Raw genomic sequence first — 16,477 nt, 5'->3', positions numbered from 1 at the left:
GACGTGTGGAGCTGACTGATACTAATCGTTCGAGGACTTAACCAAATTGATTACTCGTTCTTCTTGAATTCTTCTTACAACATTATCTAGTTTTGAGGGAATAAAGATATTTTCAAAGTAAAATTCTTTTAAAATTTCTCTTGCAAAATAACTTAAAGCCAGTATAATAGATATTGTCTTTAAAAAATGTCTGGTGACGATGGCGAGAAGGTCACACCCGTTCCCATACCGAACACGGAAGTTAAGCTTCTCAGCGCCGATGGTAGTTGGGGGTTTCCCCCTGTGAGAGTAGGACGTCGCCGGGCAGTTTCAAATGGAGGATTAGCTCAGCTGGGAGAGCATCTGCCTTACAAGCAGAGGGTCGGCGGTTCGATCCCGTCATCCTCCACCATAAATTTTTCACATAGTAAAAGTAATCTACATTAACCATGCCGGTGTAGCTCAATTGGTAGAGCAACTGACTTGTAATCAGTAGGTTGGGGGTTCAAGTCCTCTTGCCGGCACCATTTGTACGAGCCATTAGCTCAGTCGGTAGAGCATCTGACTTTTAATCAGAGGGTCGAAGGTTCGAGTCCTTCATGGCTCACCAAGTTTTTTTCACAACAGTGAAAATTCATTATCTAATATGCGGGTGTGGCGGAATTGGCAGACGCACCAGACTTAGGATCTGGCGCCGCAAGGCGTGGGGGTTCGACTCCCTTCACCCGCACCAAATTTTTTTACGCCAGTAAAATAACTTTCTATATAATGCGGAAGTAGTTCAGTGGTAGAATACAACCTTGCCAAGGTTGGGGTCGCGGGTTCGAATCCCGTCTTCCGCTCCATAGTTCTTAAGCCGGGGTGGCGGAACTGGCAGACGCACAGGACTTAAAATCCTGCGGTAGGTGACTACCGTACCGGTTCGATTCCGGTCCTCGGCACCACCAAGTTAGCTAATGTACTAAATATGCGCCCGTAGCTCAATTGGATAGAGCGTCTGACTACGGATCAGAAGGTTATGGGTTCGACTCCTTTCGGGCGCGCCACTATATTTTCTCTTTATCGGGGAGTAGCTCAGCTTGGTAGAGCACTTGGTTTGGGACCAAGGGGTCGCAGGTTCGAATCCTGTCTTCCCGACCATGCTTTCTAAATATGGGGCCTTAGCTCAGCTGGGAGAGCGCCTGCCTTGCACGCAGGAGGTCAGCGGTTCGATCCCGCTAGGCTCCACCATATAATCTTAACAAAATACTTTGGCGGTGTAGCTCAGCTGGCTAGAGCGTACGGTTCATACCCGTAAGGTCGGGGGTTCGATCCCCTCCGCCGCTACCAATTTTAATCTGGTTGAACCTATTCAATCTAGGATATCCTGGACCTTTAGCTCAGCTGGTTAGAGCAGACGGCTCATAACCGTCCGGTCGTAGGTTCGAGTCCTACAAGGTCCACCATTTTACTTGATGTTCATACGGAGGTATACCCAAGTCTGGCTGAAGGGATCGGTCTTGAAAACCGACAGGCGGGTAACACCGCGCGGGGGTTCGAATCCCTCTACCTCCTCCATTATCTTATTAAATATTATCGTCGCGGGGTGGAGCAGTCCGGTAGCTCGTCGGGCTCATAACCCGAAGGTCGCAGGTTCAAATCCTGCCCCCGCAATCAAATTAAGTTCTTTTCAAGTACTGCACTTGAAAAGATCCTGGTCCCGTGGTGTAGCGGTTAACATGCCTGCCTGTCACGCAGGAGATCGCCGGTTCGATCCCGGTCGGGACCGCCATTTTTATTTTAGTGGTTCAGTAGCTCAGTCGGTAGAGCAAGTTGCTCACATCATCGAATAAGCTTCTGCGGCAACTTGCGAGAAAGACCGAAGGTCATTCGAGCAAAGGACCTAAACCAGTAAAAGTTTAGGATGCAATATTATAGTGGCTCAGTAGCTCAGTCGGTAGAGCAAAGGACTGAAAATCCTTGTGTCGGCGGTTCGATTCCGTCCTGAGCCACCTTATTTAATTTCAATTAAAATTTAATTATAAATATGGCGATTGTGGCGAAGTGGTTAACGCACCTGATTGTGGTTCAGGCATTCGTGGGTTCGATTCCCATCAGTCGCCCCATTTTTTGCGGGTGTAGTTTAGTGGTAAAACCTCAGCCTTCCAAGCTGATGATGAGAGTTCGATTCTCTTCACCCGCTCCATAAGGGCCTATAGCTCAGCTGGTTAGAGCGCACGCCTGATAAGCGTGAGGTCGGTGGTTCGAGTCCACTTAGGCCCATTTTTTATATTATTCCGCAGTAGCTCAGTGGTAGAGCACTCGGCTGTTAACCGAGCGGTCGTAGGTTCGAATCCTACCTGCGGAGCCATTTTTATGGGGAAGTACTCAAGAGGCTGAAGAGGCGCCCCTGCTAAGGGTGTAGGTCGGGTAACCGGCGCGAGGGTTCAAATCCCTCCTTCTCCGCCATAAGGCCCCTTGGTCAAGCGGTTAAGACACCGCCCTTTCACGGCGGTAACACGGGTTCGAATCCCGTAGGGGTCATAAGGGAAGCTGTTAGCATTTATGCTAACGGCTTTTTTTTATTTTAGAATAAGAAAATGCACCTCTCCTATATCTAGCTAGTTTTCAAATAATAGACTAGTGGATATTCGCGTAATGTGTATGAGAATCAGATTATGATTAGATAAAAGTGAATATGGTTCCTTAAAACTTTTTGAAAGCGTACTACGCTCATTTAAGGAGTATGTGCCCGTCAAGCGTTAGGCTAACCGTGTATCAATTCCCCAACGAGCGATACCCCAGCATGAAAGGGAACGCAGGTTGAAAACGTTATTAATCAATAACAATTTTTCTCCTATTTCCTCTATCAAACCTAATAAATTCAACTAATCTTAATAATGAATCATTATTCAATTTCAACTTTCGTTCTCCAAATTTCGCGTAATTGGAAGATTTAGTACATTAAAGCGCTGTCATTTACGTGCATTTGTCGAATGGGGAGAGTTCTTGAGAACTATTGTCGAAATATTAAAAAAATATTTACAAGGAATTCCTTCTGGTAACTAGAATACTACTGAAATAGGGAGTTTTTTAAGTTTTACAAAGGCAGGTGGAGGGCAATGGTGATTAATCCTAATGAGTTTGAATTGCATTTGTTCCATGAAGGCAACCTGTTCCAGAGCTACAATTTATTTGGGGCACATGTCATTAAAACTGGAACTGGAACATATACTCGATTTTGTGTGTGGGCTCCTAAGGCGATGCAGGTAAGGCTTGCAGGGGATTTTAATAATTGGGATGGGAATGGATATGAGTTTCATAAAGTCAATCAGGAGGGGGTCTGGCAGCTCGCTCTAGATGGTGATTTGACCGGTGCCATTTATAAATATGAGATTGTGACAGCATCAGGTGAGCAAAGACTAAAGTCTGACCCTTATGCATTATTCTCGGAAGTAAGGCCGAATACGGCTTCGATCGTCTACTCATTGGATGGCTACAAATGGGATGACCAGAAGTGGCTGCAAAAGCGTGAAAAGCGGACTACCCTCGACGAGCCGATGTTTATATATGAGCTTCATGTGGGTTCCTGGAAGAAGCATGATAATGGTTCGTTCCTTACATACCGTGAGCTTGTTGATGAATTGATCCCTTATATTGTTGCGCATGGATACACACATATTGAATTATTGCCACTAACTGAGCATCCGCTCGACATCTCCTGGGGCTATCAATCCACAGGTTATTTTTCAGTTACGAGCCGATATGGAATGCCTCATGATTTCATGTATTTTGTTGATATGTGCCATCAAAACAACATTGGAGTCATCCTTGATTGGATTCCGGGCCATTTTTGCAAAGATGCGCACGGCCTGTACCAATTTGATGGCAGCTATGTGTTTGAATATGAGCGGGAGAATGATCGTGAGAACCAGGTGTGGGGAACAGCCAATTTCGACCTTGGAAAAACGGAGGTCCAGAGCTTTTTGATTTCGAGTGCGCTTTTCTGGCTCGAAAAGTATCATATCGATGGCTTCAGGGTTGATGCGGTGGCCAATATCATCTACTGGCCTAATTCAATCCAGGCAGCGAACCAGTATGGAGTGGAGTTTTTAAAGAAGCTGAACAAAGCGGTAAAAGATTTTGAGCCAGGGGCATTGATGATTGCCGAAGACTCGACTGACTGGCCGCAGGTGACGGCTCCCGTGGAGTATGGCGGCCTGGGTTTTACATACAAGTGGAACATGGGATGGATGAATGACACTTTGAAGTATATGGAGGAAGAATCCCATAACAGGAAGCATATACATGATAAAGTTACCTTCTCGCTGCTTTATGCTTTTTCAGAGAGCTTTGTCCTGCCATTCTCACATGATGAGGTTGTTCACGGGAAGAAATCGCTTCTTGATAAGATGCCGGGCGATTACTGGCAAAAGTTCGCACAGCTTAGACTATTGCTCGGGTTCATGGTTGCGCATCCCGGAAAGAAGCTGACATTCATGGGGACTGAATTTGGGCAGTTTTCGGAATGGAAGGACAGGGAACAGCTTGACTGGAATCTGCTCGATTATGAAATGCATGAGAAGCTGAATCATTTCAATAAGGAACTTATCAAATTGTATAAGCGGTCAAAACCGTTGTATGAGGTTGATCAAAGCTATGAAGGCTTTGAATGGGTCGATGCTGATAACCGGGAACAGTCAATTTTTTCTTTTATCAGAAAAGGAAAGAATCCTGAAGAAATTCTAGTCATCGTATGCAACTTTACTGAGAAAGTATATAGCAACTATCGAATTGGTGTCCCAAAGAATGGCGAATATCGTGAGATCTTGAACAGTGATGCTGCAGGCTTTGGCGGGTCAGGTGTAATAAACAAAAAAGTTTTGAAAGCGGAAGAAATAGCCTTCCATGGAAGGCCATATTCTATAGAGATGAGTATTTCTCCATTCGGAATCTCAGTTTTACGTCCTGTTATAAAAAGAAAGGGGAGAAACAATCATGCAAAAGAAGAAATGCGTAGCAATGCTGTTGGCAGGAGGAAAAGGAAGCCGGCTGCACTCGCTGACGAAGAATCTCGCTAAGCCAGCTGTCCCTTTTGGAGGCAAATACCGGATCATTGATTTTCCTTTAAGCAATTGCACGAACTCTGGAATCCATACAGTGGGTGTATTGACGCAGTACCAGCCGCTCCTGCTCAATTCTTATATTGGCATTGGGAGCGCATGGGACCTCGACAGGAAGGATGGCGGTGTGACGGTTCTGCCGCCTTATGCTGAAAGTTCCGAAGTAAAGTGGTATTCAGGCACGGCAAGCGCGATTTTCCAGAACCTGAATTATCTTGACCAGTATGATCCGGAATATGTGTTGATTCTCTCCGGTGACCATATTTACAAAATGAATTATGAATTGATGCTCGAACATCATATTGAAAAAGGGGCCGATGTGACGATTTCCGTCATTGAAGTGCCATGGGAAGAGACGAATCGTTTCGGGATCATGAACACGGATTCTGACCTGCGGATTACTGAATTTGAGGAAAAGCCTGATGTGGCGAAAAATAATCTGGCTTCGATGGGGATTTATATTTTTAAATGGAGCGTATTAAGGGAATATCTGATAAGAGATGACCAGAATCCTGAATCCAGCCATGATTTCGGCAAGGATATCATTCCTCTGTTAATCGAAGAAAATATTAAATTATTTGCCTATCCTTTTAAAGGCTACTGGAAAGATGTAGGGACTGTTCAAAGTCTTTGGGAAGCGAATATGGATTTATTGGATAAGGACTGCGAATTGAATCTTTTTGATCATTCATGGCGTATTTACTCTGTGAACCCTAACCAGCCGCCTCAATATATTTGTCCAGAAGGCGGAGTGTCAGAGTCGCTGGTCAATGAGGGGTGCAAAATCGAAGGGGAAGTTTCCAGGACGGTAGTTTTCCAGGGAGTGACCGTAAAAAAGGGAGCGGTTGTAAAGGAAACCGTAATCATGCCGGATGCTGTTATCGGACACAACTGTGTGATTGAAAAGGCGATTGTATCCCCAGGAGTCTATGTTCCGGATGGAACAATCATCAGGCCGGGCGAGAGCGTAAATGACATTACACTAGTATCTGAAGAAACAATCGGAGAATTGCAATCCAATTGAACCGATTCGGGAGGAAAAAGAAATGAACAAACAATTATTAGGAGTAATAGATGCGACAACTGTCCACGATGATCTCCAGGAACTGTCCGTTCATCGGTCAGTGGCAGCCATCCCATTCGGCGGGCGATACAGGCTGATTGATTTTATCCTTTCCAATATGGTCAACTCAGGAATCCAGAGTGTGGCTATTTTTCCTAAATTTCAATACAGGTCGCTGATGGACCATTTAGGGTCAGGCAGGAACTGGGATCTTAACCGGAAAAGGGATGGACTATTTTTCTTCCCTGCCCCTAACCTGGATAAACATTATACAGGAATCGGCACGCTTGACCACTTTGCTGACAACATAGACTTCTTTGAACGGAGTACCCAGGAGTATGCTTTGATTTCGAATTCCTATACGGTATTCAATATGGATTTCCAGCCGCTGCTTGATTGGCATATTAAATCTGGCTGCGACATCGCCGAGGTGCAGAAGGATGGGAAATCGCTGGGCATATACCTCGTAAAAAAGACATTGTTGATGGATTTGGTCTTGACGCGCAATGAAACTGGCTATTCGAATATGAGGGATGTAGTGACTGATCTCGATAGCCAGTTCCATCTCTGTTATTACAATTTTGAAGGCTATGCTTCAATGGTTGATACGATTGAAAATTATTTCAAGACCAGCATGGATCTGCTGAAGCCTGATGTTTGGAAAGAGTTATTCCCGAAAGAAAGGCCAATCCTGACCAAGGTAAAGGATGAGCCGCCGACCCGTTATGATGTGGACGCCTCCGTACGGAATTCAATGGTTGCCAATGGCGGAATGATCGAGGGGACGGTGGAAAACAGCATTATTGCCCGCGGGGTAAAAATCGGCAAAGGTACCGTGATCCGCAATTGCATCATCATGCAGAAGACACAAATTAAGGAGAATTGTCTATTGGATTCAGTGATTGTTGATAAGGATGCAAGAATCGAAGAAGGGACAGTGATAACAGCGCCAGCAGAGTCACCGGCTGTCATCCGCAAGGGTACAGTCCAGGGAGTGGGGAGCAGCTCGTGAAGGTTTTATTTGCCGTATCGGAATGTGTTCCGTTCATCAAGTCAGGCGGACTGGCGGATGTAGCGGGATCACTTCCCAAGGAATTGAAAAAGCTGGGGACGGATGTCCGGGTGATTTTGCCGAAATATGGGTTGATTCCCGAGCAATTCCGCTCTGACATGAAGAAAGTGAAAGAGTATAATGTGCAGCTAGGCTGGCGCTCACAATATTGCGGCATTGAAACTCTTGAGCACGATGGTGTTACTTTCTATTTTGTAGATAATGAGTATTATTTTAAGCGCGATAGTCTTTACGGGCATTATGATGATGGGGAACGGTTTGCGTTTTTTAACAGGGCTGTGCTTGAATTTATCGCAGAAACCGAATTTTACCCTGATGTGATCCATTGCCATGATTGGCATACAGGGATGATTCCATTTTTACTGAGGACTGAGTACTATAAGCGGCCCGGATACGGATTGATCAGGTCCGTGTTCACGATTCATAATCTGCAGTTCCAGGGAATTTTCCCTCCAGAGGTATTGGGGGACCTGCTGCAGATTGACAACCGTTATTTCAATGAAGAGCAGTTGGAATTTTTCGGGAACACCAACTTCATGAAAGCAGCCTTAATTGCTGCAGACCATATCACTACTGTCAGTCCTACCTACAAGGTGGAAATCCAGACCGATTTTTATGGTGAAAGGCTGGATGGCATTCTGCGGAAAAGAAGCGAGGACTTATCCGGGATTTTAAATGGGATTGATCACGATTTATACGACCCTGAAACATACCCTGGATTGCTCGCCAATTTCGGAGTGGACTCACTCGAAAGAAGAGTCGAAAATAAGCTTCAAGTTCAGCGGGAGTTCGGTTTGCCGGAAAACGAGGAGATCCCTGTTGTGGCGATGATCACAAGGCTGACGAAGCAGAAGGGTCTCGATTTGGTCAGGGGAGTATTCCATGAAATCATGGCGACTGGAATGCAGCTCGTCGTGCTGGGAACTGGTGACCCTGAGTTTGAGCAATTTTTCAGGGAAATGTCAGCGCAATACCCTGAGCAATGCGGAGTATACATTGGTTTTGATGAGAAATTGGCCCATCAAGTCTACGCAGGCTCCGATTTGTTCCTGATGCCTTCCAAGTTTGAACCTTGCGGGCTAAGCCAGATGCTCGCGATGCGTTATGGGTCCATTCCTGTTGTAAGAGAAACTGGGGGCCTGAACGATACTGTCCAGCCTTACAATGAATTTAACGATGAAGGCAATGGATTTACCTTTGCAAACTTTAACGCCCATGACATGCTGTTTACGCTTGAAAGGGCGCTGTCTTTTTACCATGAGCGCGAAAAATGGCTTAAGCTGGCGAAAAATGCTATGGAGACAGACTACAGTTGGGCACAGTCTGCCAGACAGTACGAAGAATTATATTCCGATCTCATCTCAAGGAGTGAATCGCATGTTTTCTAGTGTTCCCCAATTCAAAAATTCTTTCTTGAAAAAACTCGAGATGATGTTTGGAACAAGCTTTGAAGAAAGCACGAGCCGGGAGCAGTTCCAGACTCTCGGGCATATGATCAGGGAGCATGTAAGTTCTGATTGGATTAAGACAAATGAACTATATCGTACCGGCGCGAAAAAGCAGGTTTATTACTTATCGATCGAGTTCCTGCTGGGCCGGCTTCTGAGGCATAACCTCATTAATTTAGGAGTGGAAAAAGTGGTCTGCGAAGGGCTCGGGGAGCTGGGCATTGAGCTGGATCAACTGGAGGAAATCGAGGCGGATGCCGGGCTTGGCAATGGCGGTCTCGGCCGCCTGGCTGCCTGCTTCCTTGATTCCCTTGCTTCTCTCGACCTGCCAGGACATGGCTGTGGAATCCGCTATAAACACGGTCTATTCGAGCAGAAAATAGTGGATGGCTATCAAGTGGAGCTTCCTGAGCAATGGCTAAGGCATGGTCATGTCTGGGAAATACGCAAAACGGATGATGCAGTCGAGGTCCCGTTCTGGGGTGAAATCGAAAGCAGGATGGAGAATGGCCGGCTTGTTTTCAGGCATCTGAACGCTGAGACAATCATGGCAGTACCATATGACCTGCCTGTCATCGGCTATGAGACGCAGACTGTAAATACATTGAGGCTTTGGAATGCAGAGCCATCAAGGTTCCCGGCAAACGCGGATATTTTTAAATACAAGAAGGATACTGAGTCAGTTTCTGAATTTTTGTATCCGGATGACACGCATGATGAGGGGAAAATCCTTCGCCTCAAGCAGCAATATTTCCTTGTCGCCGCCAGTCTAAAGGCGATCGTGAAATCTTTTAAAAAGAAGAATAAGAGTTTGCTAGAGTTCCACGATTATGTAAGTATCCATATTAATGACACTCACCCGGCGATTGCCGTTCCAGAGCTGATGAGGATCTTGATGGATGAGGAAGGCCTTGGCTGGGACGATGCGTGGGATATCACCGTCCAGACGCTCTCCTATACGAACCATACGACACTGGCTGAGGCACTGGAGAGATGGCCGATCCGAATCTTCAAGCCGCTGCTTCCGCGCATTTTCATGATTGTCGAGGAAATCAATGAGCGCTTCTGCAAGCAGGTTTGGGATCAGTATCCAGGAGATTGGGCCAGGGTTGAGGGCATGGCGATCATCGCTCATGACGAGGTGCGGATGGCGCCGCTCGCCATTGTCGGGAGCCATAGTGTCAATGGGGTTGCACAGCTTCACACCGATATCCTGAAAAACCGTGAGATGAACCTGTTTTATCAGTTTTATCCTGACCGCTTCAATAATAAGACAAATGGAATCACCCACCGCCGCTGGCTGCTGAAAGCGAATCCTGGCTTGTCCGGATTGATTACAGAGGCCATTGGTAGTGACTGGGTCTCTTCACCTCAAAATTTGGAGGAGTTAATGCGGTTTAGGGATGACTCTGCTTTTCTTGAAAAGCTGCACGGAATTAAGCAGGCAAACAAGGCCCGTCTGGCGAAGAGGATTTTGGATAAGACAGGGATTCAGGTTGATACGGAATCAATTTTTGACGTCCAGGTAAAAAGGCTTCACGCTTATAAGCGGCAGCTGCTGAATGTCCTGCACATCATGCATCTTTATAATGCTTTGAAAAAGGATCCTGAAGCACTCCTGTATCCGCGTACCTTTATTTTCGGGGCAAAGGCTTCACCTGGTTACTATTTTGCCAAAAAGGTGATTAAACTCATTAACAGTGTTGCTGACAAGGTGAACAATGACCCGGCAACGAATGGCAAGCTTAAGGTTGTTTTCCTTGAAAATTACCGGGTATCTCTGGCAGAGGAAATTTTTCCGGCAGCGGATATCAGTGAACAAATCTCAACCGCAAGCAAAGAAGCTTCCGGGACAGGGAATATGAAATTCATGATGAACGGTGCTTTGACACTTGGAACACTTGATGGCGCCAATGTCGAAATCACCGACTTGGTCGGCAGGGAGAATATCTTCCTATTCGGGTTGACCGCAGAGGAAGTTCTGGATTACCAGAACAATGGCGGCTACCATTCACTCGAATATTATCACCATGATGAGAGGATCCGGGGAGTGGTCGATCAGCTGGTCAATGGATTCTTCCCGGATACAGAAAACCATTTTAATGAAATCTTTGACACGCTGCTCGGCCATAACGACCAGTATTTTGTTTTACGGGACTTTGCTTCATATGCAGAGGCACACCAGGATGTCAGCCGGAGTTATTTGGACCGAAACGCTTGGCTGCAGAAGAGCCTTGTTAATATAGCTAAGTCAGGTTATTTTTCCAGTGACAGGACCATTATGGAGTATGCCGAGCAAATCTGGAAGGTACAATCAGCTTTAAAAGTTTAAGCAGCATTGGGTCAGATCGTTGGACGATTTGGCCCTTTTTGCTAATTTCTATGGATTGAAAGCTTAACGGGAATTCTATAGGCCCAATTAAGGTTGGGGAATGCCAAAAGGGCACATAGAAAAGTTCTTTAGGCCAAATGAAGTCGTGTTAACGCCAAAAGGGCACATAGAAAGATTCTATAAGCTAAAAAAGAGGTCAGCGCGAACCAGAAAAGCACTATAATAGCATCAATCACTATTCATCCCCTCTATAAAATCAACAACGCAGTTCCTATCGTGATCAGTACAGCACCTGCAATGGTGGATTTGGTTGGTTTTTCTTTTAAAATGATGAAACTCAGGATCATCGTCAATACGACGCTGAATTTATCAATTGGATTGACGATGCTTACTTTGCCGATTGCCAGTGCTGCGAAATAACATAACCATGAGAAGCCAGTTGCTGCGCCAGACAGGATTAGGAATATGTAGGATTTCCTGGAGATTCTCTTGAGCTGCTTCACAGTCCCCTGGAAAAACACAATTCCCCAGGCAAAAATAATGATCACCACTGTTCTGATAAACGTGGCCACATTCGAATCAACATCTTCAATTCCTATTTTAGCGAGGATATTGGTCAGGGCGGCGAAGACTGCTGATATGATGGCGAGAAAAATATATGATTTGGTATTGAAAACCTTCTTCCTCTGCTTCTTCTTCTTTTTGTCTTTTCCGATCAGTACAAAGGTTCCAATAGATATAATGACCCCACCAGCCACAACTGGCATTGTTGCAGGCTCCCTTAATACGATGAATGATAACAGGATCGTCAATACGACACTGGCCTTATCGATCGGTACTACTTTGGAAACATCCCCGATCTGGATTGCTTTGAAAAACGCAAGCCAGGAAAGACCCGTCGTCAATCCAGAGAGCACAAGGAAAATGAATGATTTTGTTGATACTTCCATTATGTTTTCCGTTTGACCGGTTATCAAGACCATAACGTAGGCCATGATGACGACTACAATCGTTCTGACGGCAGTTGCCAGATTTGAATCGACATCCTCGATTCCGATTTTAGCGAGAATGGCAGTAAAGGAAGCAAATAACGCGGCCAGTAAGGCTAGAATAATACTCATCGTTTAACTCCATTTCTAAAAAGTACTCTTAGTTTGGGATTCTGCAGCAGGAATATTCTTGTCCATAATTCGAACAATGTACGTTTCCTGGGCATTGGGCATAGGATGGGTTGATAAAACCTGTGAAGGGAATGAGCAATTTGTATAACGTTCCATCCTATTCCTATCCAAATGCCTACTCAAGTGTATATAGCCCAGACTTTATGGCAAGATCGAGCCAAAATAGCCATCAGCAAGTTCTTGAAGCGCTGCTTGCTGGAATAAAAGGAGAAGCTTCAGCAGTTGATTTTTACGGTCGCCTGGCGGAATTTGCCCCAAATCAAAGGCATAAGAAAGCGATACAGCAGGCTTTGGAGGATAAGCAAGTTCACTTAAAGCAATTTACCGACCTGTTTGTCACACTAACGGGACAATCGCCGCAGTATCAGATTGAACAAGTGGATTTCCGGTCTTATCAGGAAGGTTTGCAAAAGGCATATGAAGCAGAAGTCGAAGATTATCATGAATATCGTAATAGTTACTTGCTGACTCAATATCTTCCGGTAGGTAATGTCTTCTTTAGGGCATTTGCAGATGAAATCGAGCATGCAACAAGATTTGGCTGTTTAAGGCAAGAAGGAAGCATACAATTAACAGATATTGGGAATGAGCCATTTACTATAAATATCGAAGAAGCAAGCCTGCAAAACGAAACATTCCGGACTGCCATTTGGACGGGGAAGAACCTGCAAGTGACTGTTATGAATATTGATATCGGTGATGATATTGGACTGGAGATTCATGAAACCGGTGACCAATTCATCCGAGTAGAAGAAGGAGAAGCATTCGTACAAATGGGGGACAGCAAAGATAACCTCGATTTTGAAGCGAGGGTCTCTGATGACTTTGCCATTTTGATTCCTGAGGGAAAATGGCATAACGTGACAAATATCGGCGATACAAAGCTAAAAGTATATGTAATCTATGCACCGCCTGAGCATCCATTCGGAACTGTCCACGAAACAAAAGCAGATGCGATGGAAGCGGAGTAAATAGTGGTAACGAGGTTGGAGAGTGCTCTCCAATAGGATTGGTGGATGCTCTCCAATAGGATTGGAGAATGCTCTCCAATCTTTTTTTGTTTTGCCGTATAATATCGCGAATTTTTGGGCACTAATCGAGATAGTATGAAATTCTCTAAGAGGGTGTTTTTTTGAAAAAAGAAAATAAGAATTTATTCATTGCCGGATTGATCCTGGGCTTAGGATTACTGGGCGCGATAGATGGAATTGTGTTCCACCAGCTGCTCCAGTGGCACCATATGGTTCTTAGCGACAATATTCAGCTGGAGATTTTTACAGACGGCTTATTTACCGCATTGTTTTCTGCGAAGCTCCTCTGGGGCGGTGTGAAAATCTTTCAGGATGCTCGGAAAAATCAGCTTGGCTCCAGTTGGAGAATATTCCTGGGAGGGATATTCATCGGCGGGGGAGCGTTCAATCTCGTTGAAGGAATTATTGATCATCATATTCTGCAAGTGCATCGAGTCAAGCCATTGGCAGATAACCCTCTGATGTACGACCTGGCATTTTTGGCGATTGGTGCTCTGTTAGTGGTCATCGGATTGATGATTAAGCGGCTGGAACAAGATGCGTAAAGGTGGGATGCAGAATTGGAAAGGTGGAAGAGTTTTTTAGTTTTTTTTATACCGTTCATTGTGTTCTTTCTTTATTTTACAAGTAATAATGAGCACAATCCCTATTCAGCGAACCATATGCAGCATGACTATGTTGAAATTCCAGAGGGTTACCAAGTACCATCAGTGAATTTAAACGTCACCCAGGACATGTCAGGCACATGGTTATTAAGTGTTGATACTACTCATTTTAGGTTCGCTCCAGAAAAGGTAGGGAGCGATGATCCTAGTTTTAACGAGGGCCATGCCCATATTTATGTGAACGGCAAAAAAATCAATCGGCTGTACGGACATTTTTATAATTTGGACACTTTGAAAAAAGGTGACAACGAAATTATGGTTACACTCATTTCAAACAATCACGGGGCATTGGCTTATAGAGGGATGCCAATTAGCAGCAGTGTCGTTGTGGAAAACGGAAAGTGAATTGAAGAATCCCATCCACTTAGCAGAGAGATTCAATTAATTTTGCCAGGCGGGCTTATTGGTGCCCTGATTTTCAAAAAAATAGAAATTTAGGTATCCAATAGAGGTTATTGATGCCATGTTTTCTTAAAAAATAAAATTTCAGGTCTTCAATGGTTTTTAATGTTGCGCTTATTTTCCAAATGAGTTTAAATCGACTGCAAAACGAAGCCTCAGTCCATAAAATCGAACTGAGGCCGTTGTCTATTCGTTATTTTTTTTCTTATCATCATTGATATAACTATCTCCCTCTTTATAAGGGATATCACCCAACTCGGACTCCATGTCGGCTTCGTCGAGCATTTCTTCGTATTCCTCTTCGCTGTCACTCTGGAAAACATGGCGGTCATCACCTTCGATATCTGTGGCGCTGAAAGACTCGAAGTCTTCTGTGAACCCTCGTTCTTTTTCATTATCAATATAGAGCTTATTATAATCTTCATGATCACCGGTAAGGTCAGATGGTGTTTCAGATGTACCGAATTCAGCTACATCATTAAAGCTGTTCCTGTTATCGGCCATTTCTTCGTTTTGTCTGCGGTCGAAATCTGCTTCGTGAGTATATTCCAGAACTTCCTCTTCAACTGGGCGGTCATTTGAAAGAGTTTGTTCTGTGGAATGCTCAACACAATATAAAGTATACGGAACTGCTTCCAGTCGTTCAAAAGGAATTTCCTTACCGCACTCTGCGCATTTACCGTACGTACCATCTTCAATAGCCTTCAGCGCATTTTCCACTTTTTCCATCTGGCCATCAAAATGCTCGTCCAAAGCGAGATTTTTGCTTCGCTCAAACAGTTCTGTTCCGCTGTCAGCAGGGTGATTATCGTATGAAGAAAGCTCTCCGGTTGCCTCCCTTTGGCTGCCTTCCAGATAACCTTCCTCTTCATTGTTATCTATTTGCGAAATAAGTGTTTCTTTTTCATCTATAAGGGTTTGCTTCAATTGGGTAAGCTGGTCATTTGTCAGCATGATTACACATCCTTAGTTTTGATTCGTGTCATACGTACTAAATACCCGCTCGTGATGGTAAGAAACATAGAAAAAGCTTCCGCCAAAGGCAGAAGCTTCTCGAAGGTGACTATATCCAACTGATGAAAATGCCTACTGATAGAAGTAAGCCGAAAATGGTGTTGGTCTTTGCTGTGTTAGCCATAGCCGGCATCATTTGCAACGGATTCGATTTTCCGATGAATCCCTTCGTTGCTTTTACAGCTTTAGGAATGCTGAGGGCGACAATCGCGAGCCAAGGTGATACCACACCTGCAATAATCAGGCCGATTACCCAGGCGTAGGATACAATGAACATTCCTGCTAGCAGCCTGATTGCGCCTTTTCGTCCTAGCAGGATCGCCAGTGTCTTCCGGCCAAATTCCTTGTCGCCATCAAGGTCACGAATATTATTCGCAAGCAGGATTGCGCCAACAAGCAAAAAGCTAGGAAAAGAAACAAGTACACTAGTAGGAGTTACCGTGCCTGTCTGGATGTAGAAGGAAATAAGGATGATCAGTACACCCATGAAAAATCCTGCCACTAGCTCGCCAAAAGGTGTGTAGGCAATCGGCAATGGACCGCCAGTATAAAGGTAACCGGCTGCAAGGGAAACGACTCCGACAGCAGCGACCCACCAGCTGGTGCTCATGCAAATATATATGCCAAGAAGGACTGAGATACCATACAAGCCAAAGGCTAGATTCAGTACCGTTTTAGGTTTTATGCCGTGACGGACGATTGCCCCGCCGATTCCAACAGAGTTTTCATTATCAAGTCCGCGTTTAAAATCATAATACTCATTGAACATATTCGTTGCTGCCTGAATCAACAGACTGGCTATTAACATTGCGAGGAACATTCCCCAATGGATTCCACCGCTGTATTCTATCGCTAAAGCAGTCCCCAGAAGGACAGGTGCAAATGCGGCTGTCAAAGTGTGCGGCCGTGTAAGCTGCCACCAGACTCTCCAGTCTGCGCCATTGACTGCTGGTGAAGAACTAGGCTGTAGCTGTGGTTGCATAACTAATTCTCTCCCTTATTATATCAATCTATCAAACCTTAATATTTTATCTAAAAGAACCAAAATTGTCAAAAAGACCTTTCATATCTAGGCTAAATTACCTTACAATTATTAGTGTAGATATTCACATATACACTGTCAATTAGTATTTTCACGTATAATGAGGATGGTTTTTCCAGATTGCCTCAGCTGTCTGCGTGCAATAT

The 16,477-nt window shown here is 44.7% G+C and carries 11 protein-coding genes, 21 tRNA genes and 1 rRNA gene; 30 read left to right on the top strand and 3 right to left on the bottom strand.

Going from position 1 to position 16,477, the window contains the following annotated elements:
• Positions 1-189: 189 nt before the first annotated feature.
• From rrf to J7E35_RS14625, 27 genes are all read left to right on the top strand, one after another.
• Positions 190-305: ribosomal RNA gene (gene rrf / locus J7E35_RS14755) — 5S ribosomal RNA — on the top strand.
• A 10-nt stretch (positions 306-315) separates the two neighbouring features.
• Positions 316-391 (top strand) — tRNA-Val (locus J7E35_RS14750).
• Positions 392-430: 39 nt separating this feature from the next.
• Positions 431-506, top strand: a tRNA-Thr gene (locus tag J7E35_RS14745).
• A gap of 7 nt (positions 507-513) precedes the next feature.
• Positions 514-589 (top strand) — tRNA-Lys (locus J7E35_RS14740).
• 38 nt (positions 590-627) lie between these two features.
• Positions 628-712: transfer RNA gene (locus J7E35_RS14735), tRNA-Leu, on the top strand.
• 37 nt (positions 713-749) lie between these two features.
• Positions 750-824, top strand: a tRNA-Gly gene (locus tag J7E35_RS14730).
• Positions 825-834: 10 nt separating this feature from the next.
• A tRNA-Leu gene (locus J7E35_RS14725) sits at positions 835-923 on the top strand.
• Positions 924-948: 25 nt separating this feature from the next.
• Positions 949-1,025, top strand: a tRNA-Arg gene (locus J7E35_RS14720).
• 17 nt (positions 1,026-1,042) lie between these two features.
• Positions 1,043-1,119 (top strand) — tRNA-Pro (locus tag J7E35_RS14715).
• A 14-nt stretch (positions 1,120-1,133) separates the two neighbouring features.
• Positions 1,134-1,209, top strand: a tRNA-Ala gene (locus tag J7E35_RS14710).
• Between the two features lie 22 nt (positions 1,210-1,231).
• Positions 1,232-1,308: transfer RNA gene (locus J7E35_RS14705), tRNA-Met, on the top strand.
• A 39-nt stretch (positions 1,309-1,347) separates the two neighbouring features.
• Positions 1,348-1,424 (top strand) — tRNA-Ile (locus J7E35_RS14700).
• Between the two features lie 19 nt (positions 1,425-1,443).
• A tRNA-Ser gene (locus J7E35_RS14695) sits at positions 1,444-1,536 on the top strand.
• 22 nt (positions 1,537-1,558) lie between these two features.
• Positions 1,559-1,632: transfer RNA gene (locus J7E35_RS14690), tRNA-Met, on the top strand.
• A gap of 42 nt (positions 1,633-1,674) precedes the next feature.
• A tRNA-Asp gene (locus J7E35_RS14685) sits at positions 1,675-1,750 on the top strand.
• A gap of 147 nt (positions 1,751-1,897) precedes the next feature.
• Positions 1,898-1,970 (top strand) — tRNA-Phe (locus J7E35_RS14680).
• A gap of 38 nt (positions 1,971-2,008) precedes the next feature.
• A tRNA-His gene (locus J7E35_RS14675) sits at positions 2,009-2,084 on the top strand.
• Positions 2,085-2,090: 6 nt separating this feature from the next.
• Positions 2,091-2,164, top strand: a tRNA-Gly gene (locus tag J7E35_RS14670).
• A 3-nt stretch (positions 2,165-2,167) separates the two neighbouring features.
• Positions 2,168-2,241: transfer RNA gene (locus tag J7E35_RS14665), tRNA-Ile, on the top strand.
• Positions 2,242-2,254: 13 nt separating this feature from the next.
• A tRNA-Asn gene (locus J7E35_RS14660) sits at positions 2,255-2,329 on the top strand.
• A gap of 7 nt (positions 2,330-2,336) precedes the next feature.
• Positions 2,337-2,427: transfer RNA gene (locus tag J7E35_RS14655), tRNA-Ser, on the top strand.
• Positions 2,428-2,430: 3 nt separating this feature from the next.
• Positions 2,431-2,502: transfer RNA gene (locus J7E35_RS14650), tRNA-Glu, on the top strand.
• Positions 2,503-3,080: 578 nt separating this feature from the next.
• The gene (gene glgB, locus J7E35_RS14645; protein ID WP_214780910.1) at positions 3,081-5,039 is read left to right on the top strand and encodes a 1,4-alpha-glucan branching protein GlgB; all 1,959 of its coding nucleotides are present in this window, start codon (positions 3,081-3,083) and stop codon (positions 5,037-5,039) included.
• Positions 4,957-6,105: a glucose-1-phosphate adenylyltransferase gene (locus J7E35_RS14640; RefSeq protein ID WP_251040996.1), complete on the top strand. Its 1,149-nt coding sequence runs from the start codon at positions 4,957-4,959 to the stop codon at positions 6,103-6,105. Before glgB ends, J7E35_RS14640 begins: the two co-directional genes overlap by 83 nt.
• A 22-nt stretch (positions 6,106-6,127) precedes the next feature.
• Positions 6,128-7,156, top strand: coding sequence for a GlgC family sugar phosphate nucleotidyltransferase (locus tag J7E35_RS14635; RefSeq protein WP_214780908.1), 1,029 nt, complete (start codon positions 6,128-6,130; stop codon positions 7,154-7,156).
• Positions 7,153-8,604, top strand: coding sequence for a glycogen synthase GlgA (gene glgA, locus J7E35_RS14630; RefSeq protein ID WP_214780906.1), 1,452 nt, complete (start codon positions 7,153-7,155; stop codon positions 8,602-8,604). The genes J7E35_RS14635 and glgA overlap by 4 nt, the downstream gene beginning before the upstream one ends.
• The gene (locus J7E35_RS14625) at positions 8,594-10,996 is read left to right on the top strand and encodes a glycogen/starch/alpha-glucan phosphorylase (protein WP_214780904.1); all 2,403 of its coding nucleotides are present in this window, start codon (positions 8,594-8,596) and stop codon (positions 10,994-10,996) included. The genes glgA and J7E35_RS14625 overlap by 11 nt, the downstream gene beginning before the upstream one ends.
• A gap of 248 nt (positions 10,997-11,244) precedes the next feature.
• On the opposite strand, the gene J7E35_RS14620 is transcribed toward J7E35_RS14625, so the two are convergent.
• The gene (locus J7E35_RS14620; protein ID WP_214780903.1) at positions 11,245-12,117 is read right to left on the bottom strand and encodes an EamA family transporter; all 873 of its coding nucleotides are present in this window, start codon (positions 12,115-12,117) and stop codon (positions 11,245-11,247) included.
• 131 nt (positions 12,118-12,248) lie between these two features.
• Here J7E35_RS14620 and J7E35_RS14615 point away from each other — a divergent pair, with 131 nt between their 5' ends.
• The 3 genes from J7E35_RS14615 to J7E35_RS14605 all read left to right on the top strand — a co-directional run bounded on the left by J7E35_RS14615 (position 12,249) and on the right by J7E35_RS14605 (position 14,218).
• Positions 12,249-13,148 (top strand): cupin domain-containing protein, encoded by a 900-nt coding sequence (locus J7E35_RS14615; RefSeq protein ID WP_251040995.1) that lies wholly within the window; start codon positions 12,249-12,251, stop codon positions 13,146-13,148.
• Positions 13,149-13,309: 161 nt separating this feature from the next.
• A complete protein-coding gene (locus J7E35_RS14610; protein WP_214780902.1) occupies positions 13,310-13,753 on the top strand; it encodes a DUF2243 domain-containing protein in 444 nt (147 codons plus the stop codon).
• A 15-nt stretch (positions 13,754-13,768) separates the two neighbouring features.
• A complete protein-coding gene (locus J7E35_RS14605; RefSeq protein WP_214780901.1) occupies positions 13,769-14,218 on the top strand; it encodes a hypothetical protein in 450 nt (149 codons plus the stop codon).
• Between the two features lie 243 nt (positions 14,219-14,461).
• On the opposite strand, the gene J7E35_RS14600 is transcribed toward J7E35_RS14605, so the two are convergent.
• Together J7E35_RS14600 and J7E35_RS14595 are read right to left on the bottom strand one after the other, a co-directional pair.
• On the bottom strand, positions 14,462-15,229 hold the full coding sequence (locus tag J7E35_RS14600; protein ID WP_214780900.1) for a TraR/DksA C4-type zinc finger protein: 768 nt from the start codon (positions 15,227-15,229) through the stop codon (positions 14,462-14,464).
• Between the two features lie 109 nt (positions 15,230-15,338).
• The gene (locus tag J7E35_RS14595; RefSeq protein ID WP_214780899.1) at positions 15,339-16,271 is read right to left on the bottom strand and encodes a 1,4-dihydroxy-2-naphthoate polyprenyltransferase; all 933 of its coding nucleotides are present in this window, start codon (positions 16,269-16,271) and stop codon (positions 15,339-15,341) included.
• Positions 16,272-16,477: the final 206 nt, after the last annotated feature.

The organism is Bacillus sp. ISL-45, from assembly GCF_018613195.1.
Taxonomy (GTDB): domain Bacteria; phylum Bacillota; class Bacilli; order Bacillales; family Cytobacillaceae; genus Mesobacillus.
Note: the sequence above shows the minus strand (reverse complement) of the source record. Positions and strands in the feature narration are given on the sequence as shown.

What these genes read in the sequence shown, in the direction of transcription:
- J7E35_RS14615 (WP_251040995.1), top strand. Translation starts at nt 12,249, where the DNA reads ATGAGCAATTTGTATAACGTTCCATCCTATTCCTATCCAAATGCCTAC.
- J7E35_RS14595 (WP_214780899.1), bottom strand. Translation starts at nt 16,271, where the DNA reads ATGCAACCACAGCTACAGCCTAGTTCTTCACCAGCAGTCAATGGCGCA.
- J7E35_RS14635 (WP_214780908.1), top strand. Translation starts at nt 6,128, where the DNA reads ATGAACAAACAATTATTAGGAGTAATAGATGCGACAACTGTCCACGAT.
- J7E35_RS14600 (WP_214780900.1), bottom strand. Translation starts at nt 15,229, where the DNA reads ATGCTGACAAATGACCAGCTTACCCAATTGAAGCAAACCCTTATAGAT.
- glgB (WP_214780910.1), top strand. Translation starts at nt 3,081, where the DNA reads ATGGTGATTAATCCTAATGAGTTTGAATTGCATTTGTTCCATGAAGGC.
- J7E35_RS14640 (WP_251040996.1), top strand. Translation starts at nt 4,957, where the DNA reads ATGCAAAAGAAGAAATGCGTAGCAATGCTGTTGGCAGGAGGAAAAGGA.
- J7E35_RS14620 (WP_214780903.1), bottom strand. Translation starts at nt 12,117, where the DNA reads ATGAGTATTATTCTAGCCTTACTGGCCGCGTTATTTGCTTCCTTTACT.
- J7E35_RS14625 (WP_214780904.1), top strand. Translation starts at nt 8,594, where the DNA reads ATGTTTTCTAGTGTTCCCCAATTCAAAAATTCTTTCTTGAAAAAACTC.